Here is a 13465-nt window from a genome sequence, read left to right as displayed (position 1 = left end):
ATTTATTTTGATGTTAGTGAATTGATGATTTCGATATAATTTTCTTTTGCTTCTTCAATAGAAATATGACTTATCTGCATCCAAGCATTTGTTTTGAAGGCATCTCTCAAATCAAAATTTTGCGACTGATTGTAAACTGCTGTACCAAAAGTAGCTTGTTTATAATACGCATAAAGCCTTAACTGCACATCTTGTGGCAGTGAGGCTTGAGTCATTTGCATGGCAGTTTCAACAGCCTCTGAAAAACGTGTATCTAAATCCTTTTCAGTCATTAAGCTTTTTTAGCTATAATCGTTTTGCCACCAATTGCTTTTTGGCCTAAAACCACATCAATTGGAGTACCTAAAGGTAAAAATAAATCTACTCTTGAACCAAATTTTATGAAACCAGCGTCAGTTCCCTGAACAACTTGCATTCCTTCTTTTGCGTAGTTTACAATTCTACGTGCCAAAGCTCCAGCAATTTGTCTGTAAAGAACAGCTCCGAAAGTGTCATTTTCAATAACTACTGTCGTTCTTTCATTTTCCTCACTTGCTTTAGGATGCCATGCTACCAAAAATTTACCAGGATGGTATTTGCTGAATTTTATAATTCCGTCCATTGCGTAACGTGTTACGTGTACGTTGATTGGAGACATAAAGATAGAAACCTGTAGACGTTTGTCTTTGAAATATTCACCTTCGTAAACTTCCTCAATAACTACCACTTTACCATCAACTGGAGCAAGTACGTGATCGCTGTTACGGATTGCAATTCTTTTCGGATTTCTAAAAAATTGCAAAATGATAATTAGAACTATTAAAGCGAAAATTTGTATAAGCTTTTGCAACCAATAAATATCAATAAACTGGTCAGCTAATAAAACCACAACAACAGTAAAAATTACACCTATTAAAATAGACGGGCCACCTTCTTTATGAAACATAATATAAAATTTGATAAAATAAAAATATAATTGGTGCTACAAATATAACACTATCTAAGCGATCTAAGATACCTCCGTGCCCAGGCATTATTGAACCGCTGTCTTTTACGCCAGCAATTCTTTTAAATTTGGATTCAATCAAATCACCAATGGTACCAAAAATGCTCACAATTATGGCAATTATAGTCCAAATTAAAATTGATTTGTTGCTGAATTCAGGATTAGGCTGAATGTATAATTTTGATATTAAAAAACCTGCAAAAGCGGCAAAAAGCGCGCCACCCAAAAATCCTTCGACTGTTTTTTTAGGAGAAACTCTTTCAAATAATTTGTGTTTTCCCATTGATTTTCCAACCAAATAAGCAAAAGTATCATTGGTCCAAATCAAGATAAATAACCCCAGAATGATTTTAGGGTTGTAATCATTAGTTCCAAAAGAGATTTTAACGATAAAAATAAAAGGAAGCGTAATGTATCCTAATAGATATAAATATTTTGATGAAGTACTTATTTTTTGAACCGAATCGTAAAATAAAAACAAAATGCATTTAATTGAAACCACTATAGTTACGGCAAGCAAGATTAAATCTAGTTGCCTGATATTGACTTCTAAATCCAAATCAGATTTAAGGGCATCATTCAAAAATAAAGTCGTTTGTTTGCTGTAATGACTAATCAGTAAAACTGATGTATAAATCAGAGTTCCAAAAAGAATTGAAAATACTTTGTTCAGATTGACTAGATTACTGAATTCGTAAATCGTAATAATCAAGAAAATCCCAAAAAGAATAATAAAGCTTTCAGTTGAAAACAGAATAGAGGTAAGCAGTAAAGCGATATAAACAGCACCAGAGATGGTTCTCTTCAACGTTTCGTTCATCTTAAAGATCTTCTAAAAGCAATAAATAAAGGTTTTTTGCAACACTTCCGTATTGCGTAAAGTCTTCTTCTTTTGCTTTTTCGAAATATTTTATTGTGGTAATGTTAGTAGGATAGTCACGTTCGTACTTGCGTTTAATTGCGCTCAAGCCGTCGCTTTTCATTGGTAAAATCTGGCTAGTTGTAGCAATTATGACAATGTTGGCAGGAAGTTCATTTGGTTTGTCCTGTCTGATTTGTTTGGATGAAAATAAAATAGAACCTTCATCGGCAATTAAGTTTTCACATGAAGCCAATAAAAATCTAGGATTTCTTGGAGAAATGTAAGTCAGCTTGTTTTCTTCCAATAAATGAAATAAAGCTGGCTCGTAACATAAAACTTCATTTTCAAACCAATCGTTTTCTTCTAATATGTTTTCAAATTGCTCGGCAACTTCCTGTGTGTTTTCACAATATAAGAATTTACCGCCATTTTTCTTAAAATTAAAAATGAATTGTTCGTCTATAGATAAATGACTGTTCTGAATAGGATTTCCTCCATATTCGCTTTCGTGCTCTTCGTCAGAAGCAGATTCGCTAGAACCAAATATTTTTTTGAAAAAATTCATTTTTATATGAAATACTTTACATGTTAATTGAAAACGTTCAAAGATAAAAAAATCTTAATTCAAAAGGCGATTTTGAATTAAGATTTTAAAAAATATTACATATTTCTGAACAATTTACGAAACTACTTCTTCCAAATTTTTGTCAAAAGTTCTTTTTCCGAAAATTGCTTCTAAGTCATCTTTAAAAATAACTTCTTTTTCTATCAGTATATCAGCAAGTTGGTTCAACTTGTCTTTGTTTTCTTCAAGGATTTGAATAGCTCTTTGATATTGGCCTTCAATTAGCTCTGAAATTTCAGCATCAATAATTTTTGCTGTCTCATCAGAGTATGGTTTTGAGAAATTGTATTCGCTTTGTCCGCTTGAATCGTAATACGTAACATTTCCGATTTTGTCATTCAAACCATAAATCGTTACCATAGCGCGAGCTTGGCGTGTTACTTTCTCTAAATCACTTAATGCACCAGTCGAAATTCTGTCAAAAGTTACTTTTTCAGCCGCTCTTCCTCCCATAGTAGCACACATTTCGTCTAACATTTGATCTGTTCTTACGATTTGTCTTTCTTCTGGTAGGTACCAAGCAGCACCTAAGCTTTGTCCACGAGGAACAATTGTTACTTTGATAAGTGGTGCAGCATGCTCTAGCATCCAGCTTACGGTTGCATGGCCAGCTTCGTGAATTGCGATTGCTCTTTTTTCGTCTGGAGTAATGATTTTGTTTTTCTTTTCAAGACCACCAATGATTCTGTCAACTGCATCAAGGAAATCTTGTCTGTCAACAGCGTCTTTGTTATTACGAGCTGCAATTAATGCTGCTTCGTTACAAACATTTGCAATATCAGCACCAGAGAAACCTGGAGTTTGTTTTGCCAAGAAATCAAGATCAAGACCTTCAACTTTTTTGATTGGTTTCAAGTGAACTTGGAAAATTTCAGCTCTTTCGCGAATATCTGGTAAGTCAACAAAAATTTGTCTGTCAAAACGACCTGCACGCATCAAAGCTTTATCAAGTACGTCAGCTCTGTTTGTTGCGGCCAAAACAATTACGTTTGAGTTTGTACCAAAACCATCCATTTCTGTCAATAATTGGTTCAAAGTATTTTCTCTTTCGTCATTTCCGCCAGACATATTGCTTTTTCCTCTCGCTCTACCAACAGCATCAATCTCGTCGATGAAAATGATAGCAGGAGATTTTTCTTTTGCTTGTTTGAATAAGTCACGTACACGAGATGCACCAACTCCTACAAACATTTCAACGAAATCAGAACCTGATAATGAGAAGAAAGGCACTTGAGCTTCACCAGCAACAGCTTTTGCTAATAAAGTTTTACCAGTTCCCGGAGGCCCTACAAGTAAAGCTCCTTTAGGGATTTTACCTCCTAAGTTTGTGTATTTTTCTGGATTTTTAAGGAATTCAACAATTTCTTGGATTTCCTCTTTTGCTCCTTCTAGACCTGCAACATCTTTAAAAGTTGTTTTGATGTCTGTTTTTTCATCAAAAAGTTTCGCTTTTGATTTTCCGATATTGAAAATCTGTCCGCCTCCGCCAGCGCCTCCGCCAGACATTTTGCGCATAATGAAGATCCAAACACCAATAATGATAATAATTGGAAGAAGGCTGATTAAGATATCGCTCCAATTGTTTTTCTGCAAGAAATTGAAATCTTTTAATTTTCCTTCGCTAACAGCTTTTTCAAGTTTAGTTTGGAAAATTTGATCGTTACCAATTTCTAAAGTATAGTGAGGTCCTTTGTTTACGTTTTTGAAAATATCTTTAGAAACCTTCTCGTTTGCTTTGTCTTTTAATGCTGCAGCTGTCAAGTAAACTTCAGCTTCAGCTTTATTATAAACGATAACTTTTTCAATTTGTCCTTTTTCTAAAAGCGTATTGAATTTAGAAGAAGTCAATTGAGCAGGCTCGCTTAAGTTAGATCCTCCGGTTGCAAAACTTATAAATAAAAAAACTAAAAGTATTGCGGTATATATTAACCAAGGACTTATTTTAAATTTATTCGGATTTGGATTATTATCTTTAGCCATTAGAAAAATTTTTCTTTAGTATTTGTTTTCGATTGTAGTTATTTTGGCGTCACCCCAAAGGCTCTCGATATTATAGTATTCACGAATGTGTTTCTGGAAAACATGTACCACGATATGCACATAATCCATCAGAACCCATTCTGCATTATCGGTTCCTTCTACGTGCCAAGGTTTGTCTTTTAAGTCTTTAGATACTGTTTTCTGTATAGAGTTTACTATGGCGTTAACTTGAGTGTTTGAAGTACCGTTGCAAATAACAAAATAGTCGCACACAGCGGTATCTATATCTCTTAAGTCAAGAATATCGATATCATTCCCTTTTACTTCTTCAATCCCTTTGATTATGTTCGCCAATAGAACATCATTATTAATAGTCTTTTTCGCCATGAATTATTTTTATGAATTTGTAAAGTTACCAAAATTTGTGATTATTTTTGAACCTTAACAAAATATTAAATTAAGTTAATTTAAATTATTTAGATGAAACTAATCAAACTCGATGCCATAGATTCTACAAATGACTTTCTAAAGGCATTGTCAAGCCAAGATGAACTTGAGAATTTTACTGTCGTAACAGCTGAAAATCAGACGAAAGGAAAGGGGCAAATGGGATCGAAATGGCAGTCTGAGTCAGGTAAAAACTTAATTATGAGTGCCTTGGTGAAAGATTTTATATTTGATCATGAAAAGGTTTTTAATTTGAGTATAATTGTCTCATTAAGTGTAATTGAAGTCTTAAAATCATTAAATATTCCTGAATTAAGCATAAAATGGCCAAACGACATTATGTCATACAATAAAAAAGTTGGTGGCATACTCATCGAAAATACCATCAAAAGTGATGGCAGAATCGTGTCAGTTGTCGGATTGGGACTAAATGTCAATCAGACGAATTTTGATGAATTGCCTAATGCTTCTTCATTGGCTGTTATTTTGGGCAACGCATTAAATAAAGATCTTTTACCTGAATTGATTATTGAAAAAGTCAAAGAGAAAATCAATTCTTGGGAAAATAATGCAACTGATTTTTGGGCCAAATATTATAATACATTGTTCCGAAAAGGTGTTCCAATGCCTTTTAAAAATCTGCATCCGAATTCATCTGGACAAAACTTTATGGGAATCATTCAAGGTGTTTCTTCAATTGGAAAATTACAGGTTTTACTAGAAGATGATTCGGTTTCAGAATTTGAGATTAAAGAAATTCAGATGCTTTATTGAAAAGGGACAAAGGGACAGAGTTACAAAGGTTTCTGGATTGTCTTAAAAGCTTAATCTGTAAAATTTGTGAACGATTATACGTTTACTATTTTTGCGGATTTTGGTTCTATTTTTTTGTTCCAATAAATGATGTAGAATGTCCCTAAAATTGATGGCATAATCCAAGCAATTAAGCTTCCAATTCCTAATCCAGCAACGATGTATGCTGTTATTGAAGCAATTAACGCGCCCATCATTTTTCCGATGTGTTTAGAAAGCCAGTTTCTGTTGGTTTCTGAAAAGTTTTTGAAGAAGATAAAATCTTTTACGGTCATAAAAAGTCCGAATCCACCGAAAAATGTAAATAATATTCCGTTTGCAATTTGGTTTAGCTGACAATATAAACCTATTGAAATCATTATTACAGAAAAGAAAAGCATTGTTCCAGAAATGAGTTTGTCTAACAAATCAGCTTTTGGTTTTGTTTTGAAACTTAAAGCTCGGTTTCCTGAAATTACTAGATAAATAGTAAATAACCCGATCAGGAATAAAAAGATGTTTTGGTGTTTTGGCATCCAGCAAATTGGAAGTGAAATTAATGAACTTGTGATCATTCCGATAGAAAATAATTTTCCCATTCGTTTATGCAGTTTTCCGCCTTTTTTGACAACGATACTTCCAATTCCGGTAATTAATCCGATTCCTCCAAAAAATGCGTGAATGTAAATTAAAATCTTAATAGCTGGTTCCATTTTGATATGTTTTAGTTTGATGATTCAAACTTCGATCAATATTTCAACGGAAAATAATTTTTGCTGCTGAACTGTTTATTTTTGAGGATGAAATGTTTTTTTTAGAGAGACAAAGGGGCAGAGGGACAAAGTAACAAAGGTTTTTTTCTGTCATTTCTTCCTTTGGTCGAAATGAAGAAATTAATCAACTCAATCTGCAAAATCAGCGGGAGAAAATTTAAAATAAAAAAAGCCTGATCGTTAAACCAGGCTTTCATTTATAATTCACAATTAACAATGAACCATTATTAAAGTTTGTGCATATTGTTTGCTAGAGTTTCAATAAACTTGCTAATTGGCCCTTTGATCATCATTGCCATCATAGCGTTGAATTCGCCTTCAAAAAACAATTGAACAGCACTTTCCGAATCAGAAATACTATCAATGTTTGAAGTCAAAGTAAACGGAAGTTTATCGCTTGCAGCACCTAAAACAATTTTATTTGGCGCTACTTTGTCTTTCATTTTTAATTTGATTTCCGGCATCCCTTTCAATCCAAAAATAAAAGCGTCTTCGCCAGTCACTTCAAATTTAGCGATATTGTCTGGCATTAATTTTTCGAAATTCTTTACATCAGTCAGTTGATCAAACAGATCCTGAGCTGATTTCTGAACAGTAACTTTTGGACTTTCTAAGTTCATATACTATTTTGTTTGTTTATTTGTTTTTTAGTAACCAAAAATAAATTCCAATTTTTAAAATCCCAAATTCCAAAAAGAGCAAAGTGATTTTTAAAATCTAAAATCTATTCTTGTCCCCAAGTCGATGGACTCGCGTTCCATTCCAACAAAGTTGATTGTTGATCTTCGGTGATATATTGTTTTTGAACTGCTAAACTTAAAAGATTTTCGTAGTTGCTCAAAGTGAATAAATCAATATTAGCTTCTTTGAAGTTTTCTTCAGCAACGCCGAAACCATATGTAAAAATCGCAGCCATTCCTTTAATATTAGCACCTTCGCTTCTTAAGGCTTCAACTGCCATTAAGCTGCTTTTTCCAGTACTAATCAAATCTTCGACAACTACAACATTTTGTCCTTTTTGTAAAAAACCTTCAACTTGGTTTTGCCTTCCGTGTTTTTTAGGTTCCGGACGCACGTATACGAAAGGAAGCCCTAAACTTTCGGCAACCAAAATTCCAACTCCGATCGCGCCAGTAGCAACACCAGCGATCACATCAGGTTTTCCAAATTGTTTTTCGATATTTTTAGCAAATTCATCGCGAACATAATTTCTGATGCTCGGAAATGAAAGAATTAACCTATTATCACAGTAAATAGGAGATTTCCAACCAGAAGCCCATGTAAAAGGATTTTCGGGATTCAATTTAATTGCATTTATTTGCAAAAGCAATTCGGCTGTTTTTTCGGCAGTATCTTTATTAAAAATCATAGTACAAATGTATAAAGTTTTTGTAAACGACAAACCACTTTTTTTGACAAATGAAATCTCGAAGGAAACAGATTTTCAATTGTTCTTGTTGGAAAGTATTGATATCGAACAGCTTATTATAAAAATTTTTCAAAATAAAATTCAAAAAGCAATTCTATATCATCCCGACGAAAGTGAAATGATGAAAACCCTAAAAGCCAAAATTCCGGTAAATAAAGCGGGCGGAGGCTTTGTCTACAATAAGAAAGGCGAAGTTTTGTTTATCTTTAGAAACGGAAAATGGGACCTGCCAAAAGGCGGCATCGAGAAAGGGGAAGACATTGAAGCGACGGCTATGCGTGAGGTAGAGGAGGAGACGGGAGTAAACAAGCTTCGTATTACGAATAAACTTCAAAAAACCTATCATATCTTTAAACGCAATGGAAAATACAAACTCAAAATCACGCATTGGTTCGAAATGCAGTCTGATTTTGAAGGGACTCCACACGGACAATTAGAAGAAGGAATCGAAAAAGTGGCTTGGTTAAACCCAGAACAAATCAAAGAAGCGCTTAAAAATTCTTATGAAAACATTAAATTGCTTTTTCAGGAGGAAAATTTGGTTCCTGCAGATTTAAAAACAAAAAAAGAGAATTTAGAATCTTGATTTAGATTTTATAATGGTATCAAAAAAGCCCAATAAACTTTGTGTGTATTGGGCTTTTTTTTAGTTAAATCTATTTAGTTTTTCTATTTCACTTTTTAGGCCTTCAAGACTTATTGGTTTAAACGCCAGATTCTTTTCACTCATCGTAGATGTTGTTGTTTCCTTGGTTGCAATAAACGGTTTTCCGTCAAAATATTTAATCGCAATTATGGTAATTTTTCTTTCTAAAGGAATGTTTTTAAAAGTAACCTCATTAGCGGACGTATTGGCAGTCATTATTGATTTTATATCATGAAAGACAATGCTTACGGTAGTTTCGCTATTGTTATCAAAGTTAATGGCGAAGTTTGTTTTTAAATTTTCACTTATATTAAAGAATCGGTCGCAATTGATCATTCCCATTCTGACACTACTAAACAAATAATAATCGATTATTGCAGTTTTTTCTTCTAGTATCGCTTTTTCATTATAATCTTTTGTTGTTCTAAACTCATTAGTATAAGTTAATTTTTGTGAAGGAAGCTCATCCTCACTTTTAATGGTAATAGGCAAATGATAAGTTGTATTTACGGGAACTCCATTAACTTTGCCGGGAATAAATTTTGGAATTTTTTTGAATGCGTCTACCACAGCAGTATTAATATCTATTGTAAGACCTTTAGTAATTGTTACATTAGTGATATTTCCTTCTTTATCAACAATAAAAGAAGTGTATACTCTTCCAGAAATGCTTTCTTCGGGCTGTCTAATATAAGAACCTAAGAGTTTATAAAATTTATTAATTCCGCCAGGAAAAACAGGAGGTTCATCAACCTTAGTATAAATCTGATTTAAGTTGACCGAATTTTCAGCAACTTCCCAATTAATCTGATTGTTTTTCCAGCTTCCAGAAAAAAGCTGCATGCCATCTTTTTCTTTTTTTCGTGGAAACGCAATTTCGATCGCTTTGCCGCTTTTTAGTTCGCATTTTTCATTGTTAGAAAAAGCATTAATTTCCAGCATACCGCCTGTTTCCAGTAACTTTCCGTTAGAAGTTGTCGAAAGTCTTCCGAGTAAAATATCCGAAATACTATAATATTCTTTAACCGAAATTTTGATTTTGCCCGTTACGGCGTTTTTAGAATTTGAAATTATAAAACTATTTGCCCTAATCGTAATTTTAGTTTTTTCTGCACAAACAATAGCTGTGTCTTTAAGATTGTTAATCGTGAAAAATTGAGGCTTTTTATCGTTTTTAATAAAGAAATCGTGCAACAATTTAGTGTCAGCAGTTCGATCGACTTCAGGCAGATTAACCGTGGCAACACCTGTTTTTGTACTGTCTTGCAAAACGGATTCTTTTTCAGTTTTTGAAGGTTTTACTTTGCCATTTTCTCCCTTCGTTTCATTTTTGCATGAAAAAAGACTTAAAGCAACAACAGCCGTCAATATAAGTTTGAATTTCATTAGGTAAGGTGGATTGGGTTAGTTATCAAATATAAAATAATATCGTTGAAAATTATTACGGGAAAACGTACTTAGGGGGGAAAAGTGATGAAATTTTAAAAATCATAATAGCGACATTTGATTTCCATGATTTATTCATTCTTCGATTATTCATTTATTTTAACCTCTCAAATGCTTAATGTAATTATCAAGCAAACTCTGAATTTGCACACTTGCAACAGGATTTGCAGAATGCACATTAAAATTCAAATCTCTTAAATCCAATCCAGATTCATAAACTAACCATTTCGCACAAGCGTAACCATCTTCTGCAATATTATCATTTTCAGCAAGCCCTAAATCATTGTCAAAACTAATTAATTCAGGAAGCCCTTTTTCTAAAATTACTTTTTTAAAATCGTGAAAATTCCGAACAATGAAAAAATCATCATCAGTTAGGTTTTTGTAAACCATTTTGACATTTCTTAAGTCATCAAGAAAAAGTTTGTATGGCATATTTTTAAAATAAAAAAAGATTCTTTTTCAACTTTGTCAAAGTTTTAAACTTTGTCAAAGTTCTATATGTTAGCATTATGATTACTTCGTTGATGTGATTGCCTACCTCTTGTTTTTTCAAAAAAATTACCCTTGAATTTCCTCTCGTTCAATTCTAAAAATTTTCAAGTTTGCAATAGTCGTGTCTTTCAGAATTTGACTTCTGTCAACTTTAATTTTGTTTTCAAATGAATTTGACGGATCGTAATATTCTTTTTTAAATCCTTCAGAAATAACTGTTTTGCCTCTTTTTTGAGACAATTCGTCAAATTTGCAAAGATTAAAAATGACAGAATCTTTAGTGACTTCTTTTACAATCAAAAAGGCAGTTCTAGAAAAATCTTTATTATCTATTGTAGTATCTGTCTTTTTTAAATAGTAAACATCGTTGTATTTTGGCGTTTTTATTTTTTCTACAAATTCTTTTTGATACTTTTCATTCAGCTCTTTAATGCGTTGTTTTTCACTTTCGCTTTGAGGTAAATTCATCCAAATGATAATTCCTAAAATGGCAAATAAACCTAAATGATTGACAACAAAATTCTTATGCTGTTTTTTTATTGCATTAGAAATTGCAACCATTTCGCTTGTCAAGTTTCTGTTTTTGAAAACCGTTTGGCAGTTTGAACATTCAAAAGATGCATTATTGGTAATGATAAAGCATCTTAACCATAAAAAATGAAAAAACTTAGTGACTAGTTGAAACGTAAATTTTTGATTGCTTCCACATTTCGGACAATTGCACGTTACATTGTTTATCGTTCCTGTTTTGGTTATTACTCCGATCATTTGGTTTTAAGATTTGGTTTGTAGCTGATTATACTTTTTGATAAAAGCGTCAAGTTTTACTTCATTAATTGTAAAATCTTCGTTGATTACATTTTCTCCAGCAAAAGCAAAAATTAAATCATTTCTTCCAATGATTTTTTCATTTGAAAATTGTTTTCCAGATTTGACAAAAGTAATTAAGCTTGAAAATTTTCCATTTCCAAGAGAACTAATTTCTCCTTTAATGAGTTCTTGTTTGTCTAAACTTAAGATAGTGAAGCGTTTATATAATTGTAAGCGATTTTGTTATTCAGAATAATTTTGTCGGTTTCAAAAGAGACTGCCTTTATGATCTGCTCTTCTTTTTGTTGTGCTGCTAATTTTGTACTTGAAAAAGCAATCGTAAAAAGTAAAATTGTAATTTTTAAAAACTTCATGTTTAATTTAAAATTTATTAGAGGACTTATTTTAGAATAATTTCAACATAACTAAAGGCAAATAGAAAGATATTTAACGAAATATCGATATTTCGTATCAACTTCCATTTTTCTGAAAATAGCAAAGCAAAACTAACTACTGGCCGAATAATTAATTGAGATGCAAAGGCAATAAACAACAATAAGAATCCAAAATTCAAATCGGAAAAATCGTTATTAATGATTTTTCTAAACGTGGATGTCAAACCGCAGGTTTTGCATTTCATTCCAATTTCAGAATAAGGACATTTAATACTTATGAAATCCGTTTTTAAATAGAAAATTAAAAGTAGGATTACAACAAACATCAAAAGATTGAAAAAATGATATTCCTTATTTTTTTGAAATAGAATCTTTTTGGATAGAATCATTTTTGGCTTGTTGTATTGAATCTTTCTTTAATTCTTCTTCCAATTTTTCCCCCACTTTTTCTAAAACCTTTTTTTCAATCGTGTCCATTACATGTTTTTCAGTAGAATTGATTGATCTTTCGATTTCAGCTTTGGTTTCAAAAACCGTATGATATTGGTAATATTGAAAAGCGCCAATCGAAATTGCAACGGCTCCAACAATTAAACCAGCAAGAGAGGTTCCGGTGCTTTCATTTCTTTGTTTTAAGCCGGCGTATGAAATACCGCTAAAAGCCAATGCAAATAAACTTGACCCAATGGCGTAAAAGCCAATGCATGGAATTAATGAAAAAAGAAAAGCGATAATGGCAAATACTAAGCCTATTATAGAAAAGACTTTTGGGTTTCCTGAAGATGAGTTTACTGGAAATGAATTTCTTGACGGTTGTGGATCCATTTTTTAGTTTTGATTTAGGCGTTTTTTAATTAGAGATAGGATTAAATGTAAAACTTCATTTTTAAAAAGTATAACAATCAAGATAATTGCAATTATTGCAATTAATGAGTTTAAAAAACTACTTTCAAGCACTTTTTGAAACGATTTTCGGCCAAAGAAAACAAGCCAGTGAAAAACCGCTCCCAAATAATTTAATCCGTAAATAATGCCTTCGGCAATAGTATTTCCATTGTCATTATTCATAATTTGGTGGTAGGTTAAGTGAATAAAAATGCTTTCAAATTCAAATATAAAAAGTTGGAATTGAATAAAATTACGTGAAACCGTAAAATGAATTTATAATTTGTTGTTTTCTATTTTGAATTGTTTTAGAGTAGTATCGATTAAAAACTCTATTTCCAAGAAATTCTCTGTTATCAGTAAAAGCTCGTTTTCAAAATTTTCCAAATCAAGTTTTATCCATCCTTCCATTAAGGTAAGTGGACCATAGTTTGTGCTTACATTCTTCCATTTTGGAATGAAGTTTTGAAAAGCATCCCTGAAAATTTCAGCAAATTTTCGGCTTTGAATTTTATAGCCTTTTAATTTTCTTAGTTTCAAAGCGTGAATATTATAACTTATTTGCTGTTTTTCGATTGTCGAATCATTGACCCAAAGAGAAAAAAATATTCTTGATTCGGCTGTCAAAGGGTTTTGAGAATCACTTGACCAAGATTTTTTGTAGAATTTTATAAAAACAGAATCTATATAAACGCCAACAGCTACATCAATTGAATTTTCTGCCAAAAGTTTATGATCGAGTTGCTTAACCGCTTCTTGAAATTTTTGAAGATAGTAGGAAGTATCCATTTTTTTAAGTTTGTAGAATCAAAAAATAAAGGAAGTTTAAAATCTTTGTCAAAGTTCAAAACTTTGACAAAGATTATTCATATAGCTTTGCGATCTTAGCGTTTTT

Annotated in this window: 18 protein-coding genes; 2 read left to right on the top strand and 16 right to left on the bottom strand. The window is 32.2% G+C overall.

Translation table 11 applies throughout. The features are described 5' to 3' along the window. Positions 1-2: 2 nt before the first annotated feature. From AAYQ19_RS02415 to rsfS, 6 genes are all read right to left on the bottom strand, one after another. Entirely contained in the window at positions 3-272 is a 270-nt protein-coding gene (locus AAYQ19_RS02415; protein WP_132990278.1) for an acyl-CoA-binding protein, read from the bottom strand. Beyond that, positions 272-925, bottom strand: coding sequence for a phosphatidylserine decarboxylase family protein (locus tag AAYQ19_RS02410; RefSeq protein ID WP_343533461.1), 654 nt, complete (start codon positions 923-925; stop codon positions 272-274). Before AAYQ19_RS02410 ends, AAYQ19_RS02415 begins: the two co-directional genes overlap by 1 nt. Next, a complete protein-coding gene (locus tag AAYQ19_RS02405; RefSeq protein ID WP_343533459.1) occupies positions 915-1805 on the bottom strand; it encodes a phosphatidate cytidylyltransferase in 891 nt (296 codons plus the stop codon). The genes AAYQ19_RS02410 and AAYQ19_RS02405 overlap by 11 nt, the downstream gene beginning before the upstream one ends. Before the next feature lies 1 nt (position 1806). After that, entirely contained in the window at positions 1807-2412 is a 606-nt protein-coding gene (locus AAYQ19_RS02400; RefSeq protein WP_320566969.1) for a lactate utilization protein B/C, read from the bottom strand. 114 nt (positions 2413-2526) lie between these two features. Next, positions 2527-4452 (bottom strand): ATP-dependent zinc metalloprotease FtsH, encoded by a 1926-nt coding sequence (gene ftsH / locus AAYQ19_RS02395; RefSeq protein WP_343533453.1) that lies wholly within the window; start codon positions 4450-4452, stop codon positions 2527-2529. A 15-nt stretch (positions 4453-4467) separates the two neighbouring features. Further along, positions 4468-4839, bottom strand: coding sequence for a ribosome silencing factor (gene rsfS / locus AAYQ19_RS02390; RefSeq protein WP_026729351.1), 372 nt, complete (start codon positions 4837-4839; stop codon positions 4468-4470). Between the two features lie 93 nt (positions 4840-4932). Here rsfS and AAYQ19_RS02385 point away from each other — a divergent pair, with 93 nt between their 5' ends. Continuing rightward, positions 4933-5673 carry a biotin--[acetyl-CoA-carboxylase] ligase gene (locus AAYQ19_RS02385; protein ID WP_343533448.1) on the top strand — a complete coding sequence of 247 codons (741 nt, stop codon included), beginning with the start codon at positions 4933-4935 and terminating at the stop codon, positions 5671-5673. 74 nt (positions 5674-5747) lie between these two features. Here the strand turns inward: AAYQ19_RS02385 and AAYQ19_RS02380 are convergent, their stop codons facing one another. The 3 genes from AAYQ19_RS02380 to pyrE all read right to left on the bottom strand — a co-directional run bounded on the left by AAYQ19_RS02380 (position 5748) and on the right by pyrE (position 7833). Continuing rightward, a complete protein-coding gene (locus AAYQ19_RS02380) occupies positions 5748-6404 on the bottom strand; it encodes a hypothetical protein (RefSeq protein WP_343533446.1) in 657 nt (218 codons plus the stop codon). 287 nt (positions 6405-6691) lie between these two features. After that, the gene (locus tag AAYQ19_RS02375; protein ID WP_343533444.1) at positions 6692-7084 is read right to left on the bottom strand and encodes an SRPBCC family protein; all 393 of its coding nucleotides are present in this window, start codon (positions 7082-7084) and stop codon (positions 6692-6694) included. Positions 7085-7188: 104 nt separating this feature from the next. Then, the gene (gene pyrE, locus AAYQ19_RS02370; protein ID WP_343533442.1) at positions 7189-7833 is read right to left on the bottom strand and encodes an orotate phosphoribosyltransferase; all 645 of its coding nucleotides are present in this window, start codon (positions 7831-7833) and stop codon (positions 7189-7191) included. 7 nt (positions 7834-7840) lie between these two features. Between pyrE and AAYQ19_RS02365 the strand changes: the two genes are divergently transcribed. After that, a complete protein-coding gene (locus AAYQ19_RS02365) occupies positions 7841-8479 on the top strand; it encodes an NUDIX hydrolase (RefSeq protein WP_343533440.1) in 639 nt (212 codons plus the stop codon). Positions 8480-8539: 60 nt separating this feature from the next. Here AAYQ19_RS02365 and AAYQ19_RS02360 read toward each other — a convergent pair whose 3' ends face one another. The 7 genes from AAYQ19_RS02360 to AAYQ19_RS02330 all read right to left on the bottom strand — a co-directional run bounded on the left by AAYQ19_RS02360 (position 8540) and on the right by AAYQ19_RS02330 (position 13359). Then, positions 8540-9925 (bottom strand): energy transducer TonB, encoded by a 1386-nt coding sequence (locus AAYQ19_RS02360; RefSeq protein WP_343533438.1) that lies wholly within the window; start codon positions 9923-9925, stop codon positions 8540-8542. Positions 9926-10084: 159 nt separating this feature from the next. Next, positions 10085-10420 (bottom strand): cyclic-phosphate processing receiver domain-containing protein, encoded by a 336-nt coding sequence (locus AAYQ19_RS02355; RefSeq protein ID WP_343533436.1) that lies wholly within the window; start codon positions 10418-10420, stop codon positions 10085-10087. Between the two features lie 126 nt (positions 10421-10546). Further along, positions 10547-11248 (bottom strand): hypothetical protein, encoded by a 702-nt coding sequence (locus AAYQ19_RS02350; protein ID WP_343533434.1) that lies wholly within the window; start codon positions 11246-11248, stop codon positions 10547-10549. 245 nt (positions 11249-11493) lie between these two features. Further along, positions 11494-11664, bottom strand: coding sequence for a hypothetical protein (locus tag AAYQ19_RS02345; protein ID WP_343533432.1), 171 nt, complete (start codon positions 11662-11664; stop codon positions 11494-11496). Between the two features lie 372 nt (positions 11665-12036). Continuing rightward, positions 12037-12510, bottom strand: a complete 474-nt coding sequence (locus AAYQ19_RS02340) for a hypothetical protein (RefSeq protein ID WP_343533430.1) — start codon at positions 12508-12510, stop codon at positions 12037-12039. Between the two features lie 3 nt (positions 12511-12513). Continuing rightward, positions 12514-12753, bottom strand: coding sequence for a hypothetical protein (locus AAYQ19_RS02335; protein ID WP_343533428.1), 240 nt, complete (start codon positions 12751-12753; stop codon positions 12514-12516). Positions 12754-12846: 93 nt separating this feature from the next. Then, positions 12847-13359 (bottom strand): hypothetical protein, encoded by a 513-nt coding sequence (locus AAYQ19_RS02330; RefSeq protein ID WP_343533426.1) that lies wholly within the window; start codon positions 13357-13359, stop codon positions 12847-12849. Between the last annotated feature and the right edge of the window lie 106 nt (positions 13360-13465).

The sequence above is a fragment of the Flavobacterium mesophilum genome, assembly GCF_039581405.1.
Lineage (GTDB): Bacteria > Bacteroidota > Bacteroidia > Flavobacteriales > Flavobacteriaceae > Flavobacterium.
This window is presented reverse-complemented; position numbering and strand designations above follow the sequence as displayed.

Bases quoted from the DNA above. Each gene is read 5' to 3' on its own strand.
- AAYQ19_RS02355 (WP_343533436.1), bottom strand. From the start codon at position 10,420: ATGCCATACAAACTTTTTCTTGATGACTTAAGAAATGTCAAAATGGTT.
- AAYQ19_RS02385 (WP_343533448.1), top strand. From the start codon at position 4,933: ATGAAACTAATCAAACTCGATGCCATAGATTCTACAAATGACTTTCTA.
- AAYQ19_RS02335 (WP_343533428.1), bottom strand. From the start codon at position 12,753: ATGAATAATGACAATGGAAATACTATTGCCGAAGGCATTATTTACGGA.
- AAYQ19_RS02375 (WP_343533444.1), bottom strand. From the start codon at position 7,084: ATGAACTTAGAAAGTCCAAAAGTTACTGTTCAGAAATCAGCTCAGGAT.
- AAYQ19_RS02350 (WP_343533434.1), bottom strand. From the start codon at position 11,248: ATGATCGGAGTAATAACCAAAACAGGAACGATAAACAATGTAACGTGC.
- AAYQ19_RS02345 (WP_343533432.1), bottom strand. From the start codon at position 11,664: ATGAAGTTTTTAAAAATTACAATTTTACTTTTTACGATTGCTTTTTCA.
- AAYQ19_RS02380 (WP_343533446.1), bottom strand. From the start codon at position 6,404: ATGGAACCAGCTATTAAGATTTTAATTTACATTCACGCATTTTTTGGA.
- AAYQ19_RS02360 (WP_343533438.1), bottom strand. From the start codon at position 9,925: ATGAAATTCAAACTTATATTGACGGCTGTTGTTGCTTTAAGTCTTTTT.
- AAYQ19_RS02330 (WP_343533426.1), bottom strand. From the start codon at position 13,359: ATGGATACTTCCTACTATCTTCAAAAATTTCAAGAAGCGGTTAAGCAA.
- ftsH (WP_343533453.1), bottom strand. From the start codon at position 4,452: ATGGCTAAAGATAATAATCCAAATCCGAATAAATTTAAAATAAGTCCT.
- AAYQ19_RS02410 (WP_343533461.1), bottom strand. From the start codon at position 925: ATGTTTCATAAAGAAGGTGGCCCGTCTATTTTAATAGGTGTAATTTTT.
- AAYQ19_RS02365 (WP_343533440.1), top strand. From the start codon at position 7,841: ATGTATAAAGTTTTTGTAAACGACAAACCACTTTTTTTGACAAATGAA.
- pyrE (WP_343533442.1), bottom strand. From the start codon at position 7,833: ATGATTTTTAATAAAGATACTGCCGAAAAAACAGCCGAATTGCTTTTG.
- AAYQ19_RS02415 (WP_132990278.1), bottom strand. From the start codon at position 272: ATGACTGAAAAGGATTTAGATACACGTTTTTCAGAGGCTGTTGAAACT.
- AAYQ19_RS02340 (WP_343533430.1), bottom strand. From the start codon at position 12,510: ATGGATCCACAACCGTCAAGAAATTCATTTCCAGTAAACTCATCTTCA.
- rsfS (WP_026729351.1), bottom strand. From the start codon at position 4,839: ATGGCGAAAAAGACTATTAATAATGATGTTCTATTGGCGAACATAATC.
- AAYQ19_RS02400 (WP_320566969.1), bottom strand. From the start codon at position 2,412: ATGAATTTTTTCAAAAAAATATTTGGTTCTAGCGAATCTGCTTCTGAC.
- AAYQ19_RS02405 (WP_343533459.1), bottom strand. From the start codon at position 1,805: ATGAACGAAACGTTGAAGAGAACCATCTCTGGTGCTGTTTATATCGCT.